Annotated in this window: 18 protein-coding genes and 1 riboswitch; of the genes, 3 read left to right on the top strand and 15 right to left on the bottom strand. The window is 41.8% G+C overall.

What is annotated here, in order from left to right:
- Nucleotides 1–261: 261 nt before the first annotated feature.
- From BUA02_RS09480 to BUA02_RS15880, 4 genes are all read right to left on the bottom strand, one after another.
- The gene (locus BUA02_RS09480; RefSeq protein ID WP_072703326.1) at nt 262–1,440 is read right to left on the bottom strand and encodes a phosphoribosylaminoimidazolecarboxamide formyltransferase; all 1,179 of its coding nucleotides are present in this window, start codon (nt 1,438–1,440) and stop codon (nt 262–264) included.
- 32 nt (nt 1,441–1,472) lie between these two features.
- The gene (locus BUA02_RS09485; protein ID WP_072703330.1) at nt 1,473–2,180 is read right to left on the bottom strand and encodes an IMP cyclohydrolase; all 708 of its coding nucleotides are present in this window, start codon (nt 2,178–2,180) and stop codon (nt 1,473–1,475) included.
- 116 nt (nt 2,181–2,296) lie between these two features.
- Nucleotides 2,297–2,382, bottom strand: a riboswitch (ZMP/ZTP riboswitch).
- A gap of 54 nt (nt 2,383–2,436) precedes the next feature.
- Complete coding sequence (locus BUA02_RS09490; RefSeq protein ID WP_072703333.1) at nt 2,437–3,756, bottom strand: glycoside hydrolase family 53 protein; 1,320 nt, start codon at nt 3,754–3,756, stop codon at nt 2,437–2,439.
- A gap of 162 nt (nt 3,757–3,918) precedes the next feature.
- The gene (locus tag BUA02_RS15880) at nt 3,919–4,074 is read right to left on the bottom strand and encodes a hypothetical protein (RefSeq protein ID WP_178297636.1); all 156 of its coding nucleotides are present in this window, start codon (nt 4,072–4,074) and stop codon (nt 3,919–3,921) included.
- 134 nt (nt 4,075–4,208) lie between these two features.
- Between BUA02_RS15880 and BUA02_RS09495 the strand changes: the two genes are divergently transcribed.
- Nucleotides 4,209–5,744 (top strand): alpha-amylase family glycosyl hydrolase, encoded by a 1,536-nt coding sequence (locus BUA02_RS09495; RefSeq protein ID WP_072703336.1) that lies wholly within the window; start codon nt 4,209–4,211, stop codon nt 5,742–5,744.
- A gap of 80 nt (nt 5,745–5,824) precedes the next feature.
- Here the strand turns inward: BUA02_RS09495 and BUA02_RS09500 are convergent, their stop codons facing one another.
- The 8 genes from BUA02_RS09500 to BUA02_RS09535 all read right to left on the bottom strand — a co-directional run bounded on the left by BUA02_RS09500 (nt 5,825) and on the right by BUA02_RS09535 (nt 13,604).
- Entirely contained in the window at nt 5,825–6,394 is a 570-nt protein-coding gene (locus tag BUA02_RS09500; RefSeq protein ID WP_072703338.1) for a hypothetical protein, read from the bottom strand.
- Between the two features lie 38 nt (nt 6,395–6,432).
- Complete coding sequence (locus BUA02_RS09505) at nt 6,433–7,227, bottom strand: phosphorylase family protein (RefSeq protein WP_072703341.1); 795 nt, start codon at nt 7,225–7,227, stop codon at nt 6,433–6,435.
- 123 nt (nt 7,228–7,350) lie between these two features.
- Nucleotides 7,351–7,638, bottom strand: coding sequence for a hypothetical protein (locus BUA02_RS09510; protein ID WP_072703344.1), 288 nt, complete (start codon nt 7,636–7,638; stop codon nt 7,351–7,353).
- Entirely contained in the window at nt 7,616–8,476 is an 861-nt protein-coding gene (gene amrS / locus BUA02_RS09515) for an AmmeMemoRadiSam system radical SAM enzyme (RefSeq protein WP_072703347.1), read from the bottom strand. The genes BUA02_RS09510 and amrS overlap by 23 nt, the downstream gene beginning before the upstream one ends.
- A gap of 44 nt (nt 8,477–8,520) precedes the next feature.
- On the bottom strand, nt 8,521–9,906 hold the full coding sequence (gene amrA / locus BUA02_RS09520) for an AmmeMemoRadiSam system protein A (RefSeq protein WP_072703350.1): 1,386 nt from the start codon (nt 9,904–9,906) through the stop codon (nt 8,521–8,523).
- An 88-nt stretch (nt 9,907–9,994) separates the two neighbouring features.
- The gene (gene nagA, locus BUA02_RS09525; RefSeq protein WP_072703353.1) at nt 9,995–11,110 is read right to left on the bottom strand and encodes an N-acetylglucosamine-6-phosphate deacetylase; all 1,116 of its coding nucleotides are present in this window, start codon (nt 11,108–11,110) and stop codon (nt 9,995–9,997) included.
- Between the two features lie 33 nt (nt 11,111–11,143).
- A complete protein-coding gene (locus BUA02_RS09530) occupies nt 11,144–12,619 on the bottom strand; it encodes an aldehyde dehydrogenase family protein (protein WP_242946496.1) in 1,476 nt (491 codons plus the stop codon).
- The gene (locus BUA02_RS09535; RefSeq protein WP_072703356.1) at nt 12,579–13,604 is read right to left on the bottom strand and encodes a DUF2804 domain-containing protein; all 1,026 of its coding nucleotides are present in this window, start codon (nt 13,602–13,604) and stop codon (nt 12,579–12,581) included. The genes BUA02_RS09530 and BUA02_RS09535 overlap by 41 nt, the downstream gene beginning before the upstream one ends.
- Before the next feature lie 145 nt (nt 13,605–13,749).
- Here BUA02_RS09535 and BUA02_RS09540 point away from each other — a divergent pair, with 145 nt between their 5' ends.
- The gene (locus BUA02_RS09540) at nt 13,750–16,323 is read left to right on the top strand and encodes a flagellin N-terminal helical domain-containing protein (protein ID WP_072703359.1); all 2,574 of its coding nucleotides are present in this window, start codon (nt 13,750–13,752) and stop codon (nt 16,321–16,323) included.
- Between the two features lie 66 nt (nt 16,324–16,389).
- Here the strand turns inward: BUA02_RS09540 and BUA02_RS09545 are convergent, their stop codons facing one another.
- Nucleotides 16,390–19,116 (bottom strand): hypothetical protein, encoded by a 2,727-nt coding sequence (locus BUA02_RS09545; protein WP_072703362.1) that lies wholly within the window; start codon nt 19,114–19,116, stop codon nt 16,390–16,392.
- Between the two features lie 53 nt (nt 19,117–19,169).
- Nucleotides 19,170–21,284 (bottom strand): efflux RND transporter permease subunit, encoded by a 2,115-nt coding sequence (locus tag BUA02_RS09550; protein WP_083572722.1) that lies wholly within the window; start codon nt 21,282–21,284, stop codon nt 19,170–19,172.
- A 209-nt stretch (nt 21,285–21,493) separates the two neighbouring features.
- On the opposite strand from BUA02_RS09550, the gene BUA02_RS09555 reads away from it, so the two are divergent.
- Complete coding sequence (locus tag BUA02_RS09555; RefSeq protein ID WP_072703368.1) at nt 21,494–22,099, top strand: TetR/AcrR family transcriptional regulator; 606 nt, start codon at nt 21,494–21,496, stop codon at nt 22,097–22,099.
- A 77-nt stretch (nt 22,100–22,176) separates the two neighbouring features.
- Here the strand turns inward: BUA02_RS09555 and BUA02_RS09560 are convergent, their stop codons facing one another.
- Nucleotides 22,177–24,024 carry a sensor domain-containing diguanylate cyclase gene (locus BUA02_RS09560; protein ID WP_072703371.1) on the bottom strand — a complete coding sequence of 616 codons (1,848 nt, stop codon included), beginning with the start codon at nt 24,022–24,024 and terminating at the stop codon, nt 22,177–22,179.
- Nucleotides 24,025–24,055 lie beyond the last annotated feature (31 nt).

A 24,055-nucleotide genomic window follows, 5' to 3' on the forward strand; every position in this document is an offset into this window, starting at 1 on the left:
CTCTTGATTTGTTACCTGCATTGCCCACTTACGAATGAAAGCAGGTAATTTGTGCATAGCAAACTCTACTACAGCAAATTATTGTAGCTTAGCTTCTTGTAGCTTAGTTTCTTGTAGCTTAGTCTCCATTCATCCACGTGTTACTTGGATTTGTCCCATAAAATAAAAGGCTTGTAACAACAGGGTTACAAGCTTTTTATTTTATAGCATATTGTATATGCCAAAACATGAACAAGAACGAAAACTAGACAATAAACTAGATTAGTGGTGGAAAAGGCGAAGTCCTGTGAATGCCATTACCATATCGTGGCTGTTTGCAGCTTCGATAACGTTGTCATCACGAACTGATCCGCCAGGCTGAGCTACGTACTTAACACCGCTCTTATAAGCTCTCTCGATGTTATCTCCAAATGGGAAGAATGCATCTGAACCAAGGGCTACGTCAGTGTTCTTATCAAGCCAAGCTCTCTTTTCAGCCTCTGTGAATACAGGTGGCTTCTCCTTGAAGATGTGCTCCCACTTGCCATCAGCAAGTACATCCATGTAATCAGCGCCGATGTAGAGGTCAATTGCGTTATCTCTATCTGGGCGCTTTATTGTATCAAGGAATGGAAGGTTAAGTACCTGTGGAGCCTGTCTAAGGAACCAGTTATCTGCCTTAGAACCAGCAAGTCTTGTGCAGTGGATACGGCTCTGCTGACCAGCACCGATACCGATTGCCTGTCCACCCTTTACATAACATACTGAATTAGACTGTGTATATTTAAGTGTGATAAGTGCGATGATAAGGTCAATCTTGGCTGACTCAGGAAGATCCTTGTTGTCAGTTACGATATTTGTGAGCATGTTCTCACCGATCTCGATGAAGTTATGGCCCTGCTCAAAGGTTACGCCAAATACCTGCTTCTTCTCGATTTCCTCTGGAACATAATTCTCATCAATCTTGATAACAGCGTAGTTTCCGCCCTTCTTAGCCTTTAAGATCTCAAGAGCTTCATCTGTATAGCCTGGAGCAATGATTCCGTCTGATACTTCTCTTTTTACAAGTCTTGCTGTGTCTGCGTCGCAAACATCTGAAAGTGAGATGAAATCTCCAAATGAAGACATTCTGTCTGCGCCTCTAGCTCTTGCATAAGCGTTTGCAAGTGGGCTGAGTTCACCAAGATCCTCTACCCAGTAGATCTTTTTCTCAATATCTGTAAGAGGTGTGCCTACTGCAGCACCTGCAGGTGATACATGCTTGAATGATGTAGCTGCTGGAAGTCCTGTAGCTTTTTTGAGCTCAGAAACAAGCTGCCATCCATTAAGAGCATCTAAAAGATTGATATATCCTGGCCTTCCATTTAATACCTCGATTGGAAGATCTGCGCCGTTCTCCATGTAAACACGTGAAGGCTTCTGATTAGGGTTACATCCATATTTAAGCTGAATCTCGTTCATTTTAATCTCCTTTACTTACTCCATAGCTCTTTTCATGCGTTCTTGTTGATGATGCGACTCTCGTACTTGCCTGTTGCGATGTCGATGTATCTTGTGAAAAGAGATACCTTATTATCTGCGTTCAGGGCTTCCCATACATTCTTGGTGAATGTGTCGATGTCGCCTTCAATGCTAACAAGTGTAGGCTCACCCTCATAGCTAGGAAGTGGATTGCCATCTCCCATGTATGTGTGGATGAAGTAGCCCTGGCCTGCCTTAGGGTTGTCGTATGTAAATGTGTTTCTGATGCACTGACTTGCGTCGCCGTGGTCACTCTTTAAGATTGACATAGCGAAATCATACTTGCCATCTGCAACATTCATGATTCCTGAAATTCTAGGTGTATAGTTAGGAGCGTCAGGCTCGAACTGCCTTGTTCTAAGAGACTGCTCAAAAGTCTGACCAGCCTTCATAAGGTCGTAGATTGTGTCTGTCTGGTCGCCGTTTGTTACGATTGTTGAGTTGCCAAGAACTCTAACTGGAGCATAGATGATAAGGCTAGGATCCTCCATTTTTGATGGGTCAAAAGCCTGTGTGCGAATGCCCTCTCCTTCCTCTACAAATACGCGGTTTCTTGAGTTCTCACTTCTTCCCATGATGAAATATGCGCAAACTGCGTATTTTCCGTCTGTTGAAGTACCGATCACAATACCTCTACCTGGGTAAGATGTACTTCCAATCTCTGCACGATAATCCTTCATATTCGTCTCCTTTATGGTCGAAAAATGATTTCTCGCTTGATTTGCTTGAGGGAATGCTTAGAATCTTTTTAAAGAGTGTTTGTGGAATATAAAAAGCCTGAGCATCCCACTGATCAAGCGGTTGCCCAGGCGGTCGACTCAACATATATTCATCCATACTCCCATGTGGTTACCCACTTATCCGCCAGTTGTATGGACATGTATAACATACACTTTCCGGAAGATTTTTTCAAGGGGGTACACTGGATTTTTGTTATCACTTTTTTAGTTCCCCAAATACCTTAAGTGAATCAAGGGGATTGCCCTTAAAGTCAAACAGGGCCTGATTATCCCAGGAGCAACCTCCATAATAAAGACCTGCATCCTCCGGATCATAATCTTTTGAATAGCTAGATGCCCAGCCGCTTCCATATTTTTCCCATATTTCTTCGTTACTTTTTCTGTCACTTCCTACTGGAATCCAGGTTCCTTCCCAGTAAAAGACGCCAAAAGCGCCTGCATCGTTTGCATTTTGAATAACATCTGCTATCATATTTTTCTGTCCTTCAACTGTAGCTGGATATCCTTCCATCAGGTCTTTGGGGCTAGAAACTGAGTTAGGGAAGCCATCACCATCTTCCAAGGTGTATGGATAGGATGTTTCTGCAATAAATACCTCTTTGCCGTGGCGCTTCTGGATCGCGGACACCATAGATTTCATGTTGTCAAAAGAGCCGTCCCAGAAAGGATAGTAAGAAAGTCCTATGGCGTCAAAGTCGATGTTTGCTTCCAACAGATTATGAACAAGGTTATCAACTTCGCCTTTTTTCTTGATATTTGTATAGTGAATGGCAATCTTGATGTCCTGGTCATATTTTTCTGACACACCGCGAACGGCGTTACAGCCTGAATCAAGAAGTTTTAATACGTCTCTGATATTGCTCTCGCCACTCATTCCGTAGTTGATCTCGTTGCCAACCTGCACCATTCCTATGTCTATGCCCTCATCAAGCATTTTGCTAAGGGCATCCTCAGTAAATTCGGATAGCAGATTGCACTTTTCATCTACACTCTTGCCTTCCCAAGCCTTTGGTGCGTGCTGTCTCTTAGGATCAGCCCAGAAATCTGAATAGTGGAAATCTATGCAAACCTTCATGCCTGCTGCAGTAGCTCTTTTACCAAGGACTATAGCTGTCTCAACGTCGTTATTGCCTCCGCCGTAGCCATTGCCGTTCTCGTCGTAAGGATCGTTCCACACGCGGATTCGAATGTAATTGATTCCTGCGTCTGCAAGAACATAAAAAGGGTCACATAAAATGCCGTCAAAGTTAAAATAAGCCACATTGCTATAATCCTCGGCTAGAACTGATGAAGCATCCATGCCCATTATAAAGTCCTGGGGAATTGGGAGATGGGTGGGTTCTTGAGGCTCAGGGGATGAAGCGGTGCTTGAGGCTTCCTGCTTGCTCTCATCGGTACTTTCAGTTTGTTCTGCTCCCGCACTGTTCCCAGCACTTCCGCAAGCCGTAATCACCAGCATTCCCGCAAGTATGGCTGATACCGCCCTAATAGTAAGTCTTCTGCTCGTTTTCCTCATGATGTAATTCTCCTTGTGCTTGTTTTTCTCTTGTTTTTCTCTTGATTTTACTAATACTTGCGCTCTTGGTCACGGTCTTAGTCGCGCGTAAACTCTTGTTATTACCTGCATTGCGCTAATTTAATGCATTTCAGGTAATGTTTTTCAGTCGTAAGACCATGTTTAACTTGTTTTTGTTACCTGCATGGCGCCGATTTCTTTATTTGCAGGTAACAGCCTCCAGAAGCCAAGGTCCTTTTTCACTTGTTTTATTACCTGCATGGCGCCGATTTCTTTATTTGCAGGTAACAGCCTCCAGAAGCCAAGGTCCTTTTTCACTTATTTATCACCTGATCTATTATAGATTGATTTTTGCTAACATCTGTAATATTCTATAATGGAAACGTTACCGGAATTTCTTTTAACACAATTATAGCAGAAATTCCGCACTTAATGTATTTGGGAGGACAATTATGCCTAACTGGTTAAAAGACGCAGTTTTCTACGAGATTTATCCGCAATCATTCAAAGATACAAATGGCGATGGTATCGGCGATATTCAAGGTATCATAGAAAAGCTTGATTACGTAAAGGATCTTGGCTGCAATGCCCTTTGGATCAATCCTATCTACGACTCTCCTTTCAAGGACGGTGGCTACGACGTTAGGGATTACAAGAAGGTTGCAGAGCGCTATGGAACTAATGAAGACGCGTACAGACTCTTTGAGGTCGCTCACAATAAGGGCATTCATGTGCTCCTTGACCTTGTTCCTGGTCACACATCAGAGGAACATCCATGGTTTCAGGAGAGCAAAAAAGCTGAGGAAAATGAATATACAGACCGCTACGTGTGGACCAAATGCTGGTTCCACGGAATAGCTGGTCACCCATATGTTGGCGGTGAGGCTGACAGAGACGGCTGCTACATGCTTAATTTCTTTAAATGCCAGCCGGCTCTTAACTACGGTTTCCTTAATAGGACTGAGGAATGGCAGCTTCCACCTGATCATCCGGCATGTATTGCAACTAGAGAGGCCATGAAGGACATCATGAGATTCTGGCTGGACCACGGCTGCGATGGTTTCCGCGTGGATATGGCTGATTCTCTGGTAAAAGACGATGATGAGAGCAAGTCAGCTACTGGCAAGATCTGGAGAAATATCAGAGAAATGCTTGATAAAGAATATCCAGAAGCATCCATTATTTCAGAGTGGTCAAATCCTTGGCAGGCTCTTAAAAACGGCTTCCACTCAGACTTTTATCTTGATCATCAGAGAAATGGCTACAACACTCTTCTTCGCGACTATGAGACAGAGGGTGGTGATCATAGTTTCCTCAAAAAAGACGGTCAGGGCGACATTATGCGCTTTCTCAATGACTATCTTCCAAAGTACAAGGATACCAAAGAGGACGGCTACATCAGCTTCATTACCTGTAACCACGACACACCAAGACCTGCAAGAACTCTTTCTCCTGCGGAACTTAAGATAGCATATGCCATGTTTTTGACACTTCCTGGTGTTCCATTTATCTACTACGGTGATGAAATTGGAATGAAGTATCTTGATATTCCTACTAAGGAGGGCGGTTACACCAGAACCGGCACCAGAACACCTATGCAGTGGGATAGTTCCAAAAACTATGGTTTCTCAGATGCTTCTGAAGATAAGCTCTACCTTCCACAGGATAAGAGCGTAGATGCTCCAACTGTTGAGGCACAGCTTGCTGACGAGACATCTCTTTTATCAGAAGTTAAAAGACTTATCGCTCTCCGCCATGAATATGCAGACCTTCAGGCAGATGGCTCATTTGAAGTTGTATTTGCTCAGAAAAATCAGTTTCCATTTATATTTAAGAGAGGGGAATTGATCGTGGGTATTAATCCTTCAGATAAGGCTGTATCACTTAAGCTTCCTGTAAAGGGTGAGATCATCCACAAGATTGGTGATGTGTCTTTTGACAGAGAAGAGCTCAAGATGGATGCTCAGACTTTTGTTGTAATAAAATAAATGAGCCATAGGGACGGGGTTTGTGGCTCATTTTCAAAAAGAACCTGCAAGAAAATATCTTGCAGGTTCTTTCGCATTAGTCACATATTTAGAATATCGGCAAACATCCCCTTTAGGAAATGCCTATATTCCGGATGATTTTCTGCCGTCTTGTACTCTTCCGGGATAGTTCTAACAATCCAATCCTTCATCTTAGAAGAGATATCTTCATAACGCACAACCTCGATCAGCCCTTTATTTTCAGCCTCGATGATTGTTTCATAAGCATCCGTAACGTACTCGACTCCATCCACTACAACAGAAAAACTGCTTGTTGCTGCGTCAGGTATCTGTACTTCAAATCCTGAATCCTCTATATTTTCTACACGGTAGATATAACCAGCCACTCCTCGATATGTATTCTCAAGGGCATTTGGATAATACTCTTGAATTTGTAATTTCCCGTCCTTGGTAAATCCGTATGGCCCCCACTTCATCCAGTTCCCATCATAATTAAATTTAGTATCCTTGCAATACTTCTCTACTGCATTGCTTAGATATACAAGTACATTCTCCTTTTTCTTGGAAAAATAAATAAGTGGTATCCCATGATTAGAAATTCTTGGTTCTAGCACCTTTATATTTCCATGCGATGATGCGTGATAATACATGTTTTCCCCTTAATTTAAATAGCTTTATTATCTGTGCCTCACATTCCAGCAACTGCAAGAATCATATCTGGCAGCACCACATTTCTGCCCTTGTCATACTGTTCTTGTTCCTCATCAGTCCTACCAACAAGCGCTACTCCTGTTGCAGAATTGTCAGAAACAACAAGAAGCGCTACAGCAGGTACTTCTAACAGGTCTGCAACAAGATAAAAAGAGCTTGTTTCCATTTCAATAAGGTCTGTATCAAAAGAACGTATTTCATCCAAATGTATGTATTCAAGCGCAATAGATGGTGTACAGAACACACTTCCGATACGAATATCATAGCCACGCTTCTTTCCAAGACCAATTACCTCATCTATAAAGTTCTTGTCAGGGTATACCTTTGAAAAAAGCATATTATCTCGAATTGATTCTTTCATCAAAAATGAATCCGCGTAGTTTCCAGAGATAGAATAGGATGGCGTGCACACATTTCCTACATGGAAATCTTCTTTAAGCGCTCCAACAGCTCCAATGAAAATAGCTTTTTTGAAAGATAGCTCAGCGCAGAGCGTAAGATGATCAATAAGATTACTAGCAGAAGATGCTGTCTTGATCCACGCAATCTTAAAATTATCCTTTTCTACAAGATATCCACCAAGATAAGCAGATTCCCTCAAGGTAGTCACTTTACAATATTGATCCATATGAAGCTTATAAGGAGTAAAGCTAGGTGCAACAACAAGAGCGTCATACATGATGTCATCTCTGAGTCCAAAAGTTTCAAGCATCATGTGCTCAGAATTATATTTGTGGCATGTGTCTAATATTTTCTTTAGCTTTTCTTTCATACTCTCTCCTTCAAGTCTTGTCTGAAAATAGTTATTTGTTAGTATAATTGTCACGCAAATATTTAGCAATCAATATTTTCTTGTTCCAAGAGGTCAATTGCGTATTACCTGCAAGTTTTGTTTTTATCTTGATGCAGGTAATGAATTTTTTATCTGAGAATACCTTAAGGCGCAATTATATACCTGCAAATTCAATTTCAGCGTAAATGCAGGTAAAAAACTATCGGATATCCCAGCAAAAATGCCCAAAACAATACCTGCAATCACCAATATCCAGCGAATGCAGGTAAAATCAGCTATTCTTGTATGGCTGAGGCGGGCCAAAAGCCACAAACATCCGCCCCAAGCATCAAAAATGAGCCACAACCTCCGTCCCTGGGGCTCATTTTTAGCAATTCCCAGTAAATACATTCTTAAGCTCTTTTCTTGCCACGTCAGCGAGCTTATAGACTAGGTCCACAGAAGTAGGCTCTCTGTCAGTCATGTTAAATCTAGGGAAAAAGCGAGATATATGAAGCGGAATGTCCTTGCCAGACTTGCCACCGTAGACATCCTCAAGGGACGCGATCCAGGAAGATAAAAGCTCCATCTCGCGGACTGTGTCATTCTCCCTAGGAATAATGAGCGTTGTAAGCTCAACATGGCAGTGCTTTACAGCTTCTTTGATGAAATTCATGACCATCTTGCGGTTTCCAAGGATAAGCTCGTCGTAAAAGTAGTCAGTAAAGCTCTTTAGATCAATATTCATTGCATCAATATAGGGAATAAGCTCTTTTAGAACATCAAGACTAGCCATACCATTAGTTACAAGGACGTTCTTCATACCGCGGTCATGAACGAGCCTTGCAGTATCGCGAACATACTCATAGCCAATCAGGGGCTCATTATAAGTAAAGGCAACGCCGATGTTGCCTTGATTTTTGTACATGCGTGCCATGCCGGCAAGCTCTTCTGGAGACATGAATCTTGCGTCCTCCTCAAGCTTGTAGGCATAATCCGACCAGGAAATGTCGTAGTTCTGGCAAAATGGGCACCTAAGGTTACAACCGTAGCTACCCACAGATAGAATCAGGCTTCCAGGCATATACATGGAAAGCGGCTTCTTTTCTATAGGATCAAGAGCTATGCTGGTAATCTTGCCGTAGTTAAGGGGCCTAATGGTACCGTTTATACAACCTCTAACACCGCAAAAACCTCTACCGTCCTCTGGTATTTCGCACTGCCTGTAACATACTCCGCACTTAGCCATATCACATTTCCCCCAAAATGAGCCCTAACCGACCTCCCTAGGGCTCAAAAATGTCGAATAACTTCGAATCTCTGGAGCTGAACCTCCTCGTCCTCGGTGATTCCGCCCTTTTGCATTGCTATAGCGATCTGCTCTTCGATAGTATCTACGCCATCAAGGTCAGGTAAAAGAAGTCCTCTCTTCCTGCCACTTGATACGATAACGCCATAGCGCTTCACATCCAACTGATCCACAGACGTGATATATTCAGGTTCAGACAAAACATCAACGTTAACTTCCAAAAATCCCAGTTCATCTGCAGTGATAGGCCTGAACCTTGGATCTCTTGTGGATGCGCTGATAGCATTATTGATGATCTCAAGAGCAAGATTATCCTGAGTAGGCCCTATAGTTCCAATGCAGCCGCGAAGGCGCCCGTGTTCATGAATTGAAACGAAGGCTCCTGCCTTTCTTGTCAAAAGCTCCTCAGGAAGGTCGTCTGGAATAGAGATGACTTCACGCCTTAGGATATAGCTTTCAAGAGACTTTATAGCAAGTTTTACATAAGGGTCTGCCTTTTTCCTACTCTGCTCCACTTCCTCTTCCTTTCTCTTAAAAAAAGAATCAAGAAAACGCCTCTTTTTGTCAGGCTCCACAGGGTAGAACATGCAAATTCCATAGCCTACGCCTGTAATATCCTGATGGGACAGTCTCTTTGCACTTACCTTTACTCCGTCCAGGGTTCCTGCCATTATGACAAAAGACCTGTGGCCGCACTCAGCTGCCTTCTCACAAAAAGACTCGTCAAAGTCAAATAGCTCTCCAAATGCCCCTCTGCCGCACACATCCATGATCTTCTGGTCATAAACCGGTCCCTCTGGGGCATAGCCGTATGGGCCGTAGTCCTTTAGCTTGTGTGAAAGGTCTCCACTTGCTACAACTACTACCTTTCTGCCAGTCTTGTCTGCAGCATCCTTGATGATCTGGCCAAGCCTGTAGTGATCCGTCAATGGAAGCCCTGACAGGCCAACTCGAACTATCTTGCCGCCCTTATACTTCTTTCTGATGAACCACAGGGGTACCATGGTTCCATGGTCAAGGTCTCTATCTATCTCACCATCTGTTCCTGCGGGAAAAGAAAAGCTATCGGCAATCTTGCATATTTCTTTGATCAAAGGCCTGTCGTATTCCTCAAGGAACTTGACTCCTCCTGCTCCAAATCTTGCAAAAGAGCCTGTAGCAGCATTTCCAGGTGAAATATGAAAATAGTCAGCATACATAGTGGCGTGAGGGCTTGTTATTACTATTGTTTCCGGTTCAAGCTCAGCAATAGCCTCGGCAACCCTCTCATATGAACTTGTAGTCTCAGCAATCTGCGCTTCTCCGCCCTTTCCAACTTCCGGCACGATAAGTGGCGGATGCGGCACCATAAACGCTCCTAGTATCGGCATATTTTCCTCCAAACAATTCCCCAAATTTTCCGATTTTTAGCATCTACATATATATCATTCCATAGCAAAAATAAGAACATCCAAGCTCTCAAGATTTGATAACTCTTACGATCTCAAGATCCTTATCAAGTATTACAAGATCACCCTTCTTACCAACTTCAATGCTACCAACCTTGTCTTCTACCCCAATAGACCTTGCAGGAATGATAGTAGCGCACTTAACAGCTGACTCCAGCGGAATATCCATCTCTTTTACCAAAGTCTTCATACAGTTCATAAGGTTAGTAACTGAACCAGCGATAGTGCCATCAGCCAGAGTTGCCTTGTTACCATGTACAAAGACCTCCTGGCCTCCCAGCTCATACTGACCAGCATCAAGGCCTGCTGCCATCATAGAATCGCTGATAAGAACGATCCTATCATCCCCAAGCATCTTGAAGGTTGCCCTTACAGAAGCAGGATTTATATGAACGCCGTCGCAGATAAGCTCAGCGTACACGCCATCACAGTCACTAACTGCTCCCACAACTCCAGGAGCCCTGTGGGTAAAGCCGTTCATGGCATTATATAAATGAGTTACATGCCATGCGCCATTTTTGAAGGCTTCCATGGCAGTCTCATAATCCGCATCAGTGTGAGCAATTGATATAACAACCTTGTCTTTAAGAGCCTTTATAAACTCCATTCCTCCAGGATTTTCAGGAGCAATATCGCAGAGCTTTATAAGTCCCTTTGCTTTGTCCTGAAGTCTTAAAAACATGTCTACATCAGGATTTCTGATATAATCAGCCTTTTGAGCGCCCTTCTTTTTCTCAGCAATAAAAGGTCCCTCCATGTTGATACCGATGATATCAGCTTCATCATCAGCTCCCTTGTGACCTGCAATAGTTTCAAAAACTCTAGAGAGCTTATCCTCAGGGAAAGTCATGGATGTAGGACAAAGACTTGTTATCCCGCTCTTAAGCTCATATTTAAGGATCTCCGAAAGCCCCTTATCATCCTCATCGCAAAAATCATGTCCAACAGCCGCATGAAGGTGAACGTCCACAAGTCCGGGAATCACATAGCATCCAGAGGCATCTATTACCTCATCACCAGATATATCCTCATCCACGATTCTCGTAAATAATCCATCCTTTATTTCCACATTTTTTTTCTGAAATCCAAGGTTTTCCACAAAAACCAGACCGTTTTTAACTACCATCACCAAAAACTCCTATAGAACCGCATGTTTTCTTTATTTTTCAAATAATCTGATAAACTTCCCCTTTAATCCAGCGCTATAAGGGTGCTCTCTCATAGACAGGTTAAACTTATTTGAACCAATGAGCACAGTCTGAGGATGTGTAAATTCCATAAATCCCCACTTACCGTGATATGCGCCCATTCCGGAATGACCAACACCATTAAATGGCACGCCCTTTACCATCATGTGAAGGCAGACTTCATTGATACAACCTCCGCCAAATTGCATGCGCTGCATAGTCTTCTTGGCCCATTTAATATTCCTAGTGAAAAGATATAGTGAAAGCCCCTTTTCTCTTCTTGAAATAGTATCAAGAAGGCCGTCAATCTCTGCATCCTTGTAGGTAACCACAGGAAGAAGCGGGGAAAAGAGCTCTCTTTGAACGACCTCTTCATCCTTATCCACAGGGAATATTACAGTTGGCGCATAGCGAAGCGTCTTCTCATCTCCATAGCCACCAAGCACTATTCTGTCCCTATATTTATCCGCTGTATCAGCACATTTCTTGTAAGCACCTTCATTTATCAGATGCGGATACTCTGAATTAACAGTAGGATTTTCACCGATCTGAGTATTAAAAGCATTCTTTAGCTCTTTTACAAACTCATCGCTAACTTCCTCAGCCACAGCCACCTGATTGACGTTAATGCAGATCTGGCCGCTATTAAGAATCTTGAAAAAAGCAATCTTCCTAGCGGCATCCTTAAGATCAGCATCCTTCCTGACTATTGCCCAGTTTCCAGTCTCGCCCCCAAGCTCAAGAGCTGTAGATGTAAGGTTCTTGGCAGCTTCTTCTAGTACATGGACGCCAACCTTGGGAGATCCTGTGTAAAAGATCTTGTCAAAACGCTGCTGAAGGCACATATCAGCCACATCATGGCCACCATCTATGACAGTTACGTATTCTGGCGAAAATGTATCTGCTACTATCCTCTTAACTACCTCAGTACAATGAACTGACTTGGAACTTGTCTTGATCACAGCTGTATTTCCACCTGCAAGGCTTGCTGCCAGGACACCAAGGGATAAAAGAACCGGAAAATTAAAAGGGCTTATTATAAGTGAAACGCCGTAAGGCATCTTGTAAACCTTTGTGACAATACTTGGAAAGCAGTGAAAACCGCTAAAATGGGTCTCCGGTCTAGCCCAGCGCTTTAGTCCTCTAATGGTCTCATTGAGTTCCAAAATAAGGCTTCCAATATCACAAAAATATGCCTCTAACGGAGCTCTTCCAAGATCATCCGAAAGAGCCTTTTCAAGCTCTTTTTCATTATCAATAACAGCCTTTTTTAATTTCTTAAGCTGCTGGATCCTCCAGTTAACATCAAGAGTCTCTCCTCTCAAAAAGAACTCCCTTTGTGCATCAACTATTTTTTCAATTTCTTCCTTGTTGTACATTTCTTTACCCGTTTTTTTAACAATCTTATTAATATCTGTTATGCACCTTCTCTGCAAAGCACATAACATCTCTTATCTCTATCTTGGTACCATCGTCAAGTATTGCAGTTCCGCTCATCTTACCAAATACCTGATGCTGATCAGATACTATCACCTTAAAATCAAGGCATGCTGCTCTATCAAGCACAGGAACAAAGTCCATTTCAAACCTTCCATCAGATGATGTGAACTTCCATGGCTCCATGTATGAATTTGCAGGAATATGGAAGGTGACATCGTCAAGTTTATGGACCTTTCCGTCATAGAATATCACATTTTCCGTTGCTGCAGTGGTATTACCAAAGCCATAACCTATATTAAAGCCAAAAGACTTGCCATTTATATCACAGTTACCTGATCCCCAATGCCAGGTATTATCATAGGTCCAGACGCCTCGGCCCCAATCCAGGGTTCCAAAATCAGTCTTTGGATCAAACTCATATTTTTTACCATCATACTCCATGTAGCCTGAAGCTCTCATGCAGTTGATCTTCTGGTTATAGTAAAATGCATGCTTTTTGTCCCATGGAGTTGCGATGACCATGGATTCCATCGGTGGCTGCTCCAAGACTATATCGCAGTCAAAGCTCTTTTCCCCATTAAATCTATCAAAACGGCAGACAATGTGACGCTTGCCATTAAGGGCTTCAAAGCGCATCTGAAGCCTGTCATCAGCATAGGCTGTCACGCCGCTAGCTGAACTTGAAGGCAGTCCCAATTTGCCCATAGGAAGCAGATTTATAACACTTTCTGTATGTTCATGTGGATCATCTCCGAATTCCAAAAGAGATACGGACTGAAGGCCAATATAGCCATCATCTGAGATTGTGAAGGCTCCTGCGAACTTTTCTGAAAGGACAAGATAGTAGTCCCACTCCTTGATACGCCACTTTGGCGCCTTGATCTTGTTTCTGTCATATACTTGCAAAAGAGATCTTGACCAGCCAGGCTCTATCAGTTCACCCTGACCATTTAACAGTGCGTGAGAATTAGTAACTTCGTGATTTCTAGCCATATTAACACCCCCACCAAGGCATAGACAAGTTAATTTCATGTTTCCTATTTATTATAATATATTATTTCAAAAAGTTATTATTTCTTGAGCAAAAAGTGACGATAAACAATGTGTAACTTACTGATTATTTTTATTGGGTAAAAAAATGGTAATACAGCACAACATAGCCGCTATTTCCGCACAGCGCCAGATAAAAATAAATACAGATAACAGAAAGAAATCTACAGAAAAGCTTTCTTCTGGATACCGTATCAACCGTGCAGCAGACGACGCTGCAGGGCTTGCTATCAGTGAAAAAATGCGCCGTGAAATACGAGGACTTACCCAAAACATGGACAATATCCAGGATGGCATAAGTCTGTGCCAGGTTGCTGATGGCTATCTTAATGAAGTCCATGACATGATCCAGAGAATTAACGAACTTGCTGTCAAAGGCTCTAACGATACTCTGACAGACCAGGATCGTTCTTATATTGATTCTGAAGTACAACAGATAAAAAATGAGATCGAACGCATTTTCCATGTTGCTACCTTCAATGAAATCCCTATCTTTAATACCCCATATATACCTTCAGTTGGTGGAAGCCCTGAGCCTTATGATATGCAGATCTTTTACAGCAGCGAAGGTGTTCTTGGCGGCCTTGAATTCAACAATGTAAGATACAATATCTCAGAATTAAATGCTAAAGGCTTGGACCTTGATCCAACCGGCGAAGCAAAATCAGATATAGACGTCGAATTCAAGCTGTGGGATGGCGAAAATGTGCATCTCAAGTTAAATAAAGGCGATACGCTGGATAAGGTCCAGAGAATCTACAACTGGAACGCCAACGAAACCGGCATATATGTAAATGAGGTCCTTGCAACAACCTGGACGGATATGGGTATCAGTGGCGCAATTACAGCCGGAACCTATGGCTTTAAATTCCACGGTATGGATATCTCTTTTTACGTTGAAGAAGGTGATGACCGCAGTGATATCATAAAAGGCATCCGAGGTGAAGGACTTTTAGAGCCAACCTATTGGACAACTTCCGTATCATCCCAAACATCAAGGAATATCGTCAGCTATCCAGCCAGCAATAAGGTATATGCTACTAACAGTAATAAAAATGCCTTCATGGATGACTACGTAATAAGTGCCAATACAACAGGTATCTCTGTTAAAAATACTACTACAGGCACCTCTACAAGTGTTACTCCATGGAGTAGTTTTAGTCACCAAGGCCCGCACCTTGAATCTGATACCCACAATACAAACTATCCTATCGTAGACTGGGGTATCGACAACGATTCTAATGGTCAGTCCGATACCACCTTTGATACAGAAGCTGTTTACCGCTATGATAGCCCTGATTCCTCTCTGGCTGTAGGCTTTAGTTTTCAGCTGGCAGACGTATCCAGCCAGTCTCAAGTTATAGAGGCTATGGATAACACTAAGCTTGATGGTGAGATACATAATAGCGGTTATTTTTCAACTTCTCCAAGTGATGGCTCATCCTTATCAATCACTAATACTAATATCGCAGTGGATGGAAAAGACTCTTTTCTCATGCAGAAGGAATATGGCAGAAATTTTGATGGTTCTGCTGCCATGACAGGAAATATCACATGGACAAAGACCTATGTTGAAGGTTCAGAAACTGAGCACAGCTCTCCTATTTCGTCCTCAACTCGTGCTACTTCATCATCTAGTAATACCACTTATGCTGATTATTACTATCATGACACTGCTACTGATACCTACTACAAATACACTCAGGCTACAACCGTAACAAATACGGCCATGCGAACTGACGACAAATACCGCTGGACAAAGGATTATGAAGTAAAGTATTCTGGATCTCTTGGAAGTAGTACTATGCAACAGACCGCTGCTGAACCTGTAAGACTTAGATATGATAAAGATACTGTAACTACCTTTACCAGAACAAATACAGACTATGAATATACAAACGCAACTACCCTTACTGCTGAAGAAGTAGCAGACCTTACTGCTGCAGGAACTAGCTTTAATGAAGCTTTTAATAGTAACACTTCCGCTGACTCAGGCCACAGTTCGACCAGCAATACATACCTCTCAAATGGTGGAAATACTTTAAATCATACGCAGCAATATATGGATGAAAACTACACTGCTGACAGTGCCTTTACCTTTAGACACAATATCAGTTATTCAAACCTTGATAGCGCATTAACTGGCAACGTGGCTATAAACCTTAATTTCAATGGCCGTGCCTACAGGGAACTTACCCCTCAGCCTTCCGGTAAGTCTGTACTAGAGCATGATTTCAACAATATAGTTGTTGTTCCACCTGTAAAGGGTATCGTGATTCAGGCTTCTCCTAATGAAGCTGATGTGCAGCAGGTCATCATGCAGTGGAGCCCTATGAATCTTGGTGTTATTGGCCTTTCAGGAACCAATACCCTTACTACAAGTGCAGCTCTATCAGCCATTACACAAGCCAAGACCGCACTTAATGCTGTATCAAAAGAGCGCTCAACCTTCGGAAGTTACCAAAACAGCCTGGAACACGCTTACAACAACGTAGCTAACACTAGAGAAAACGTTCAGGCTTCTGAAACAAGAATAAGAGACACAGAGATGGCTTCTGAGTCATCAAGACTATCAACTCACAACCTTCTGATGGAATCAGGCCAGATGGTACTTGCTCAAGCTAATCAGACCAAGCAAGGAGTTATGACTCTGTTGCAATAAAAATAATGTAAAAAACGCGGTAGCTCTCGCTACCGCGTTTTTTATCATTCCATCCATGAATAAGGATCAAAGTGATTTAATGCTGTCTGTCTTGATGATGAACTTAACGCTGCTGTCTTCATCTGCGTTTGCACCACCGAAGGATGTGTAGTTCTCACCTGCAATCTGAATTGCCTGCATCTTGTCTGAGAACTCTGAAAGATCTCCGTCGAATGCTTCGTAGAGCTTCTTGATACCTTCTTCATCAAGCTTTGTCATACCATCAAGGAGTTCCTGAACGCCATCATCAAGCTTGATAGCGCCATCGTTGAGTTCGCTTACACCGTTATTTAATTCACCTGCACCATCATTTAACTTCTTAGTTCCATCTACAAGCTCTGCATTATTAGAAGCAAGTGTGCTTGTTCCGTTTGAAAGCTCTGAAGCACCTGAGCTGAGCTGTCCAAGACCTTCATCAAGAGCAACTGCTCCGTTGTAGATTGTTGATACACCAGATGCAAGCTGTGCGTTACCATCTGCAACCTGCTTAGCACCATCTGAGAGCATCTTAAGAGCTGCCATTGAATCACCATTTGATGATGATCCGCTTCCAGCAAGTGCGCTTGCACTTCCTAAAGCCTGTGTAAGTACTTTCTCTGCTGACTGTGCTGCGCCAAGTAACTGATAATATGGCTGAACCGCTTTCATCATACCTTCTGGAAGACCAGCTGATTTATCCTTCATTGTTGTAACGCTTTTGCTCATTTCTGAAACGCTTGTGCTCATTGTTGATACACTTGTGTTAAGTTCTCCAAGTTTTGCATGAAGAACATCATATTTTCCGGCTTTTTCAGCGTTATCATTAGCCTGCTTAAGCAGTTTATCATACTCATCCTTAGTAAGTGTTACTGATCCATCATCATTAGTCTGAAAAAGTGATGTACCAAGAAGATCTGCTGTAGAAACTTCTTCATCGTCATCACCAGTTGCATCAGTGTTACCATTTCCTGGTCTTAATGAATTAAGGAGGTCAAGGTCATCTGAATTTCCACCATTGTTATTGTCGTCATCACCATCGCCATTGCCACCATCTGGATTTGGATTTGGATCTGGATTTGGATTTGGATCTGGATTTGGATTTGGATCTGGATTTGGATCTGGTACTGGCGTAGTTACCTTATCTGGATCATCATCTTTATTAAGCTCATCATAATCATAATCAAGAGTATTTTCTTCATAATTAGCAAGACTATTAACAGTAGTTGTCAATGTAGTCATTCCCTGATTAAGCTGAGTCATTCCACCATCAAGTTGTGAGATGCCGCCAGTAAGAGTTGTTACACCAGTTGATGTAGCACTTGCACCCTGGATAATAGCATCTGCTGTAGCCTTATCTGTAATCTTACCATCAGAAATGATTCCAAATCCTGTTGCTGTATCTGCGCTCCAAGAACCTGAACCCTTAAGGTAAGATTCAGCTGCCTGGATCTGTCCAAGCATTGTCTGATACTCCTCAAGCTTAGTCATCATATCTGACATACCTGTAAGCTTTGCGCTAAGAAGGTTGACACCATCACTTACCTGCTTGGCACCATCTGCAAGCTTCTGAGCATTTCCAACGATATCTGCATCTTTCATACCGTTAACGAGCTGGCCAGAACCATCCTTTGCTGTAGCTGCGCCCTGTGCAAGCTTAGCTGCACCATCATTTACCTGGCTAACACCGTCTGTATATTTTACAACGCCCTCATAAAGGCTCTGTGTACCATCCTTTAACTCTTTTGTTCCATCATAGAGCTGTGAAACACCATCTTTTAGATCTGAAGTACCATTCTTGAGTGTCTGTGTTCCATCAACGAGCTGAGTTGAACCATCATTGAGTTCTCCCATGTCATCCTTGAGATCATCGATCTTGGATGAATCTGAAAGATCTGAAAGGCCGAAATCTGAAAGGATATCTGAGCTTGCCATTGTGATCGTCATGCCAAGTTCGAAATTTGTTGTATCAGCTGTTACTTCGAAGTAGTTTGAAAGCTTGTTCTCAAGCTCTCCATCAGAATCAAGCTCTTCCCACTTGTCTTCATCGATGTTAAGGCTTTCCTTGAGTCCAGGAACTGCAACACCCATTACGATGTAGTTACCGCCGTCTGAGATAACCTTACCATTTGAGATCTCAACGTTTGTGAACTTGTCTGAATCAAGCATCATACCTGAAACCATTGCAAATGGTGTGTAAACTTCGATCTGCTTGCCATCAACTTCTACTGTCTGCTTTTCTGTGTTCTCATACTCGAAACGGATCGTAACTCTTCCGCTCTTACCTGCAAGCTCCTCTGGAGTGATCTCTTTTCCATTGAGAGTATATGTGATCTTCATCTTAACAGGAAGCTCTTTGTCTGTTGTGCCCTGATAGTAGATATCAGCGCCGCTTGCATTCCATGTAAGTGTTCCATCGCCGTTATCTGTGAATGTCTCAGAACCCTTAACGTTTACGATGTCCTTAAGGTCTGTTGTATCTGTAAGTTCTGTAGAAGCATCTGAATTCTTGAGCCATTCGCTAACTACTACGTCGTTTACTGCGCCGTTTGCATCAGCCTTAACATATACTGTCTCGACCTTGCCAGCCTCTCCCTCAGAAGAAGCGATTGCGCTGCTAGCCATCATGCTGTTTTCAAGATTCTGTTCTTCCTGAGTCTCTTCAACAGCCTGAGCTGATTCGCTTGTTGTTGTATTTGCTCCGCAGGCAACTGTCATCATTGCAAGCATTGCGGCCATAATTACTGAAAATGTTTTCATCAAATTCTTCTTGATCATTTCTCTTTCCTCCTAATCTATATGTAGCTGCTTTTTATGCCGAGTACTTTTGATCATGCAGCTTTATGTCTATGTAATCTGTCTCCAAGATGAGGTCTGTGGTCTGTATCTACGTTCATGCCAAATGTTGTTCTCATGATCAGCTTGTCAAAGATCATGTACATAGCAGGAAGCACCAAAAGAACTGTGAACATACTGATGATGGCGCCTCTAGCCATTAAGTTACAAAGTGATCCAATCATATCGATGCTGGAAATAAGGCCAACACCGAATGTTGCTGCAAAGAATGAAAGGGCACTTACTACTACTGACTTCATGCTTGTTGAAAGAGCTATGAGTGTAGCTTCTTTCTTGTCATGTCCTGCATTTCTCTCGCTTAGGTATCTTGTTGTCATAAGGATTGCATAGTCAACAGTGGCACCAAGCTGAATAGTTCCGATAACTACTGATGAGATGAAAGGTATTGTTGTATGTGTGTAAAATGGAAGTCCCATGTTTACAAAAATAGCAAACTCTATAACTGCAACCAGGATGAATGGCAGTGATACGGACTTAAGTACGAATGCAATGATCAGGAATACAAGTCCGATGGAAACTGTATTAACTACCTGGAAATCGTGGTTTGTAATATTGATAAGGTCCTTTGTACAAGGAGCTTCACCAACTACCATAGCCTTTGGATCATAGCTCTTTACGATAGTGTTTACTGTCTCGATCTGGTTGTTGATCTCGTCAGATGCGATCTTGTAATCTGTTGTCAAAAGAACTAATTTCCACTGGTCACTTTCCAGATCTGACAAAAGATCATCTGGAATAAATGATCTTGGGAATGCAGGTCCTATAAGTGAATCTGTGCTAAGGACTGAAAGAATACCATCTGTGTTCTTAAGTTCTTTTATCATCTGATTCATGCTGGCTGAATCAAGATTCTTGTCTACAAGAAGCATGTATGCTGAGTTCATCTCAAACTCTTCATCAACCTTTTTGGCACCCTGTACAGATTCAAGCTTGTCAGGAAGTGTCTGTGTAAGGTCATAATAAACGCTTGTGTGGTTGTTACCATAGATTGCCGGGAACAGGAGCACAAGGAATATTGCAAAGAAGATTCCGTAATGCCTTGCTACAAACTTGGGAATTCTATTGAACTCTGGCATAAGTGGTTTGTGCTTGGTCTTCTCAATGAGGTTGTCGAATATAAGGATCATACTTGGAAGGATTGTTACGCAACCAATTACACCGAAGATAACACCCTTAGCCATTACTACACCCAGGTCAAGACCAAGTGTAAAGCTCATGAAACAAAGAGCTACGAAACCGGCAACTGTTGTTATTGAGCTTCCGATAACTGACTGGAATGTGGCTGATATCGCATTTGCCATGGCATCCATTTTGTTATCATTCTTATCAAGCTCTTCCTGATAGCTGTGCCACAGGAATATTGAATAGTCCAAGGTAACGCCGAGCTGAAGTACTGCGCTCAGTGACTGGGTTATGAAAGAAATCTCTCCCTTGAAGACGTTGGTGCCCATGTTGTAAACAATTGCCATTCCAATACTTAACAGGAAAAATACCGGTATAAGGTAAGAATCCATTGTAAGTGAAAGAACGATCACTGCAAGAAGTACGGCGATTCCTACATATATAGGAGTCTCTGCCATTGCCATATTCTTGGTGTCTGTTACGATGGCACTCATGCCACTCATGAAGCACTGCTTGTTAGAGATCTTTCTGATATTCTCGATGGCATCCATTGTGGCGTCCGCTGATGTTCCTTCATCGAATACGATGAACATCATTGTGGAGTCATCAGAATTGAATGCATCGTAGACCTCTGTTGGAAGCATCTCCATTGGAACCGAAAGGTCCATTACTGAATCGTACCAGACAACGTCTGCAACGTGGTCCACTTTTTCTATCTGTGATTTAAGATTAGCAACATCCTTTTCCTCCATGCCCTCAACTACATACAGGACAAAAGAGCCGGTGCCAAACTGATCAAGCAGGATATCCTGTCCCTGCATTGTCTCAATTTCTTTTGGCAGGTATGTAAGGATATCGTAGTTGACTCTTGTGTTAAAATATCCGACTGCAGATGGAATAAGAAGTGCTATTGCCGCAATCAGTATAACATACCTTAGCTTTACGATTAAATGTGAAAGCTTGTTCATAATCGTTCCTCCTCGTGTAATCTAGTGTTTCAAACGCTTCTTGATTATTTTTTTCAATAACGTATAATGAATCATGAAACAGATTTATGACCGTTAGTCATTTTCTAAATATGGTATATCACTTTTCTGACCGTTGGTCAATATTTTTATTAAAAATTTTTCTCACCGGTCAAACAATCTGTGGTATGTTATAAATAAGAGGTGTATCAATGGGAAAAGCAGCCGAAAATAAAAAAATGAAGATGGAAAATCTTCTTAATACATCCTTTGAATTATTTACTTCTCAGGGTATTAACAAGACATCCATTCAGGATATAGTTAATAAAGCTGGAGTTGCTAAAGGAACTTTTTATCTGTACTTTAAGGACAAGTATGATATAAGAAACAGACTTATCGCTCACAAATCCAGTCAACTCTTTATGCAGGCTTACACAGCCCTAGAAGAGTCAGATATCCATAATTTTGAAGATAGAATCGTCTTTTTAATCAATCACGTTTTAGATGAGCTTGAAGCCAATAAAGGTCTACTAGCATTCATATACAAAGACCTTTCCTGGGCAGTATTCAAAAAAGCTCTCATTTCTCCACTAACTAATGAAGACGTTGATTTTGCTGAGATCTATAGAAAGATGGTAGAGGAATCAGAAGTTAAATTCTCAGATCCTGAGGTCATGCTCTTCCTTATAATAGAGCTTGTTGGTTCTACTGGTTATAGTTCCATCATGTACAATGACCCGGTTTCTCTAGACAGCCTCAAGCCACACTTAGAGGCAACTGTCAGATCCATAATCAGACAATATACTATTTCAAAATAGGAAGCAATTTCCTATGATAAAAAAACAGGCTTCCTACTAATATATGTAGGAAGCCCTTCTTATTTATTCTCTTTTATCTATTCTTCATAGAAAGTCACATATGAGCCTTTGTGTTGTTTGCTCTCGTACATGGCTTTATCTGCTTTTTGATATAAGTCGCTAAAATAAGCATTTTCAGAGTCATTACTAAATACAGCTCCGATACTTACCTGTAGTCTCCAATCTGGCATTTCCGGGAAGTCTAAATTATCAATATTCTTAAACAATCTGTCTACTACCAGTCTTCCAATCTCTTTATCTTCTACACCTTCTGCAAATACCGCAAATTCGTCTCCGCCAAGTCTAAATACTACGTCAGAATCTCTAAAGGTCTCTGTAAGGCATCTTGCAAGAGCTATGATTACCTGATCTCCCATGTCATGACCATAGGTATCATTTACAAATTTGAAGTGATCTGCATCCAATAAGAGGACCATTCCTATCTTATCTTTTCCTAATGCCTCATATATCTTGGTCTCACCACCGCTTCGATTAAGGATTCCTGTGAGGGCATCAGTTTCTGCAAGCTTCTTATAGTGCTCTTGTCTCTTTTTTGCTTCATCTATAGACTCTATGGCCCACAAAACCTGGTGAAGCTTTCCTTCTTCATCTCTTTGTGCCACAACGAACTGCATTCGATGCCATCTGTTGTGAACGTCAACAAATTCGCAGGTTATGGTCTTAATGTCTTTTAACCTCTCTTCAAGAGTAGAAAGATCTGCAAAATCAATAAGGGTATTCTGGAAAGGCTCTGCTACAAGCTTTTTGATATATTCACTATTACGATCAAGAAGAAGTTCATACTTTCCGCCAAGGGACTTATCCAAGACCTCGCTGACCCTGAGCTTTCTGATAGTGTGATTATCAAGATCAACTAAGCTTAAAGAAGTATAGATGTCGCCTATGGCACTTATCTCTCTTTGAAGCTGGCCTGCTTCTTTTTGTTTGTGATCATAAATAGTGATGATCATGAAGTAGGCAAAGAAAATGATGATAAGCGCAAGTGCCGATGACATATAGATATACTTGGCATTTCTGAAGGCTGCCTTTTGATCTAATACTATTATTGAGCTCCACTCATTATTTATCAGATCGCAAAAGACAAGCTTCTTTTTACCATCAATTTCCGTAATGAACATTCCCTCTTTCTGGGAAAAAGCGCTTCTTACCAGGCTTGTAAGTTCCACCTCATCTTTGAGATAGTTTTTACCAACCTCTTCACTAATGGAATGGGCAACTACAACGCCACTATCATCTATTAACATAGAAAAGTCAATCTGCTCAGCCTTGCTGATATCCTCTTCTATGTCCTGTATGCTATCAAGGAAAATGTCCATGGAAATAACACTTTTTTTATCGGAAAGAAGCTTACTTACAGACATCATGTATTTTTGCGTCTGCATATTCATATATGGCTTAACAAAAGTTATGTCTCCATCTGCCTCAACCGCAGAAATATACCAAGGTCTAGTGGTGGCATCATAGTCTTTCGGAACATCCCATCCAGAACCATCCAGATATTCACCATTACAATAGCCATATATTCCGGTGTTGTTGCTCTCTATAAGGCTTGAATAAACCTTTGTCTCGGCCACAAGGTATTTGAGGATTTCCTCATTACTCTGACCAGTAGCCATCATTTCTTCAACACCTTGAGATGTGAAGATTACGGCATCCTTAGGGGTATTAAGATAATGATCAACATTATGGGATAATTGCTCAGAATTGTAGCTCCAGGTACTTATAACACTCTGTTTGGAGACAATGTATAGCCTGTAAAAAATAAGAATTGCGAACATTGCTGTAAGACAGCCTAAAAGAACCAGAACCAGAAGGCTCTTAGTTGCAATCTTTTTCATTTTGTTTTTGAGGGTTTCTGTTGCCATAAAGCTTACCTTCTAAACAAAAATACAATAG

It is taken from the genome of Butyrivibrio hungatei DSM 14810 (assembly GCF_900143205.1).
Lineage (GTDB): Bacteria > Bacillota > Clostridia > Lachnospirales > Lachnospiraceae > Butyrivibrio > Butyrivibrio hungatei.

Excerpts from the sequence above, each read along its gene's own strand:
- BUA02_RS09500 (WP_072703338.1), bottom strand. The coding sequence starts at position 6,394 with ATGTATTATCACGCATCATCGCATGGAAATATAAAGGTGCTAGAACCA.
- BUA02_RS09480 (WP_072703326.1), bottom strand. The coding sequence starts at position 1,440 with ATGAACGAGATTCAGCTTAAATATGGATGTAACCCTAATCAGAAGCCT.
- BUA02_RS09505 (WP_072703341.1), bottom strand. The coding sequence starts at position 7,227 with ATGAAAGAAAAGCTAAAGAAAATATTAGACACATGCCACAAATATAAT.
- BUA02_RS09540 (WP_072703359.1), top strand. The coding sequence starts at position 13,750 with ATGGTAATACAGCACAACATAGCCGCTATTTCCGCACAGCGCCAGATA.
- BUA02_RS09510 (WP_072703344.1), bottom strand. The coding sequence starts at position 7,638 with ATGTATTTACTGGGAATTGCTAAAAATGAGCCCCAGGGACGGAGGTTG.
- BUA02_RS09530 (WP_242946496.1), bottom strand. The coding sequence starts at position 12,619 with ATGTTATGTGCTTTGCAGAGAAGGTGCATAACAGATATTAATAAGATT.
- amrA (WP_072703350.1), bottom strand. The coding sequence starts at position 9,906 with ATGCCGATACTAGGAGCGTTTATGGTGCCGCATCCGCCACTTATCGTG.
- BUA02_RS09555 (WP_072703368.1), top strand. The coding sequence starts at position 21,494 with ATGGGAAAAGCAGCCGAAAATAAAAAAATGAAGATGGAAAATCTTCTT.
- BUA02_RS09490 (WP_072703333.1), bottom strand. The coding sequence starts at position 3,756 with ATGAGGAAAACGAGCAGAAGACTTACTATTAGGGCGGTATCAGCCATA.
- BUA02_RS09535 (WP_072703356.1), bottom strand. The coding sequence starts at position 13,604 with ATGGCTAGAAATCACGAAGTTACTAATTCTCACGCACTGTTAAATGGT.
- BUA02_RS09485 (WP_072703330.1), bottom strand. The coding sequence starts at position 2,180 with ATGAAGGATTATCGTGCAGAGATTGGAAGTACATCTTACCCAGGTAGA.
- BUA02_RS09495 (WP_072703336.1), top strand. The coding sequence starts at position 4,209 with ATGCCTAACTGGTTAAAAGACGCAGTTTTCTACGAGATTTATCCGCAA.
- BUA02_RS09545 (WP_072703362.1), bottom strand. The coding sequence starts at position 19,116 with ATGATCAAGAAGAATTTGATGAAAACATTTTCAGTAATTATGGCCGCA.
- BUA02_RS09560 (WP_072703371.1), bottom strand. The coding sequence starts at position 24,024 with ATGGCAACAGAAACCCTCAAAAACAAAATGAAAAAGATTGCAACTAAG.
- BUA02_RS09550 (WP_083572722.1), bottom strand. The coding sequence starts at position 21,284 with ATGAACAAGCTTTCACATTTAATCGTAAAGCTAAGGTATGTTATACTG.
- nagA (WP_072703353.1), bottom strand. The coding sequence starts at position 11,110 with ATGGTAGTTAAAAACGGTCTGGTTTTTGTGGAAAACCTTGGATTTCAG.
- amrS (WP_072703347.1), bottom strand. The coding sequence starts at position 8,476 with ATGGCTAAGTGCGGAGTATGTTACAGGCAGTGCGAAATACCAGAGGAC.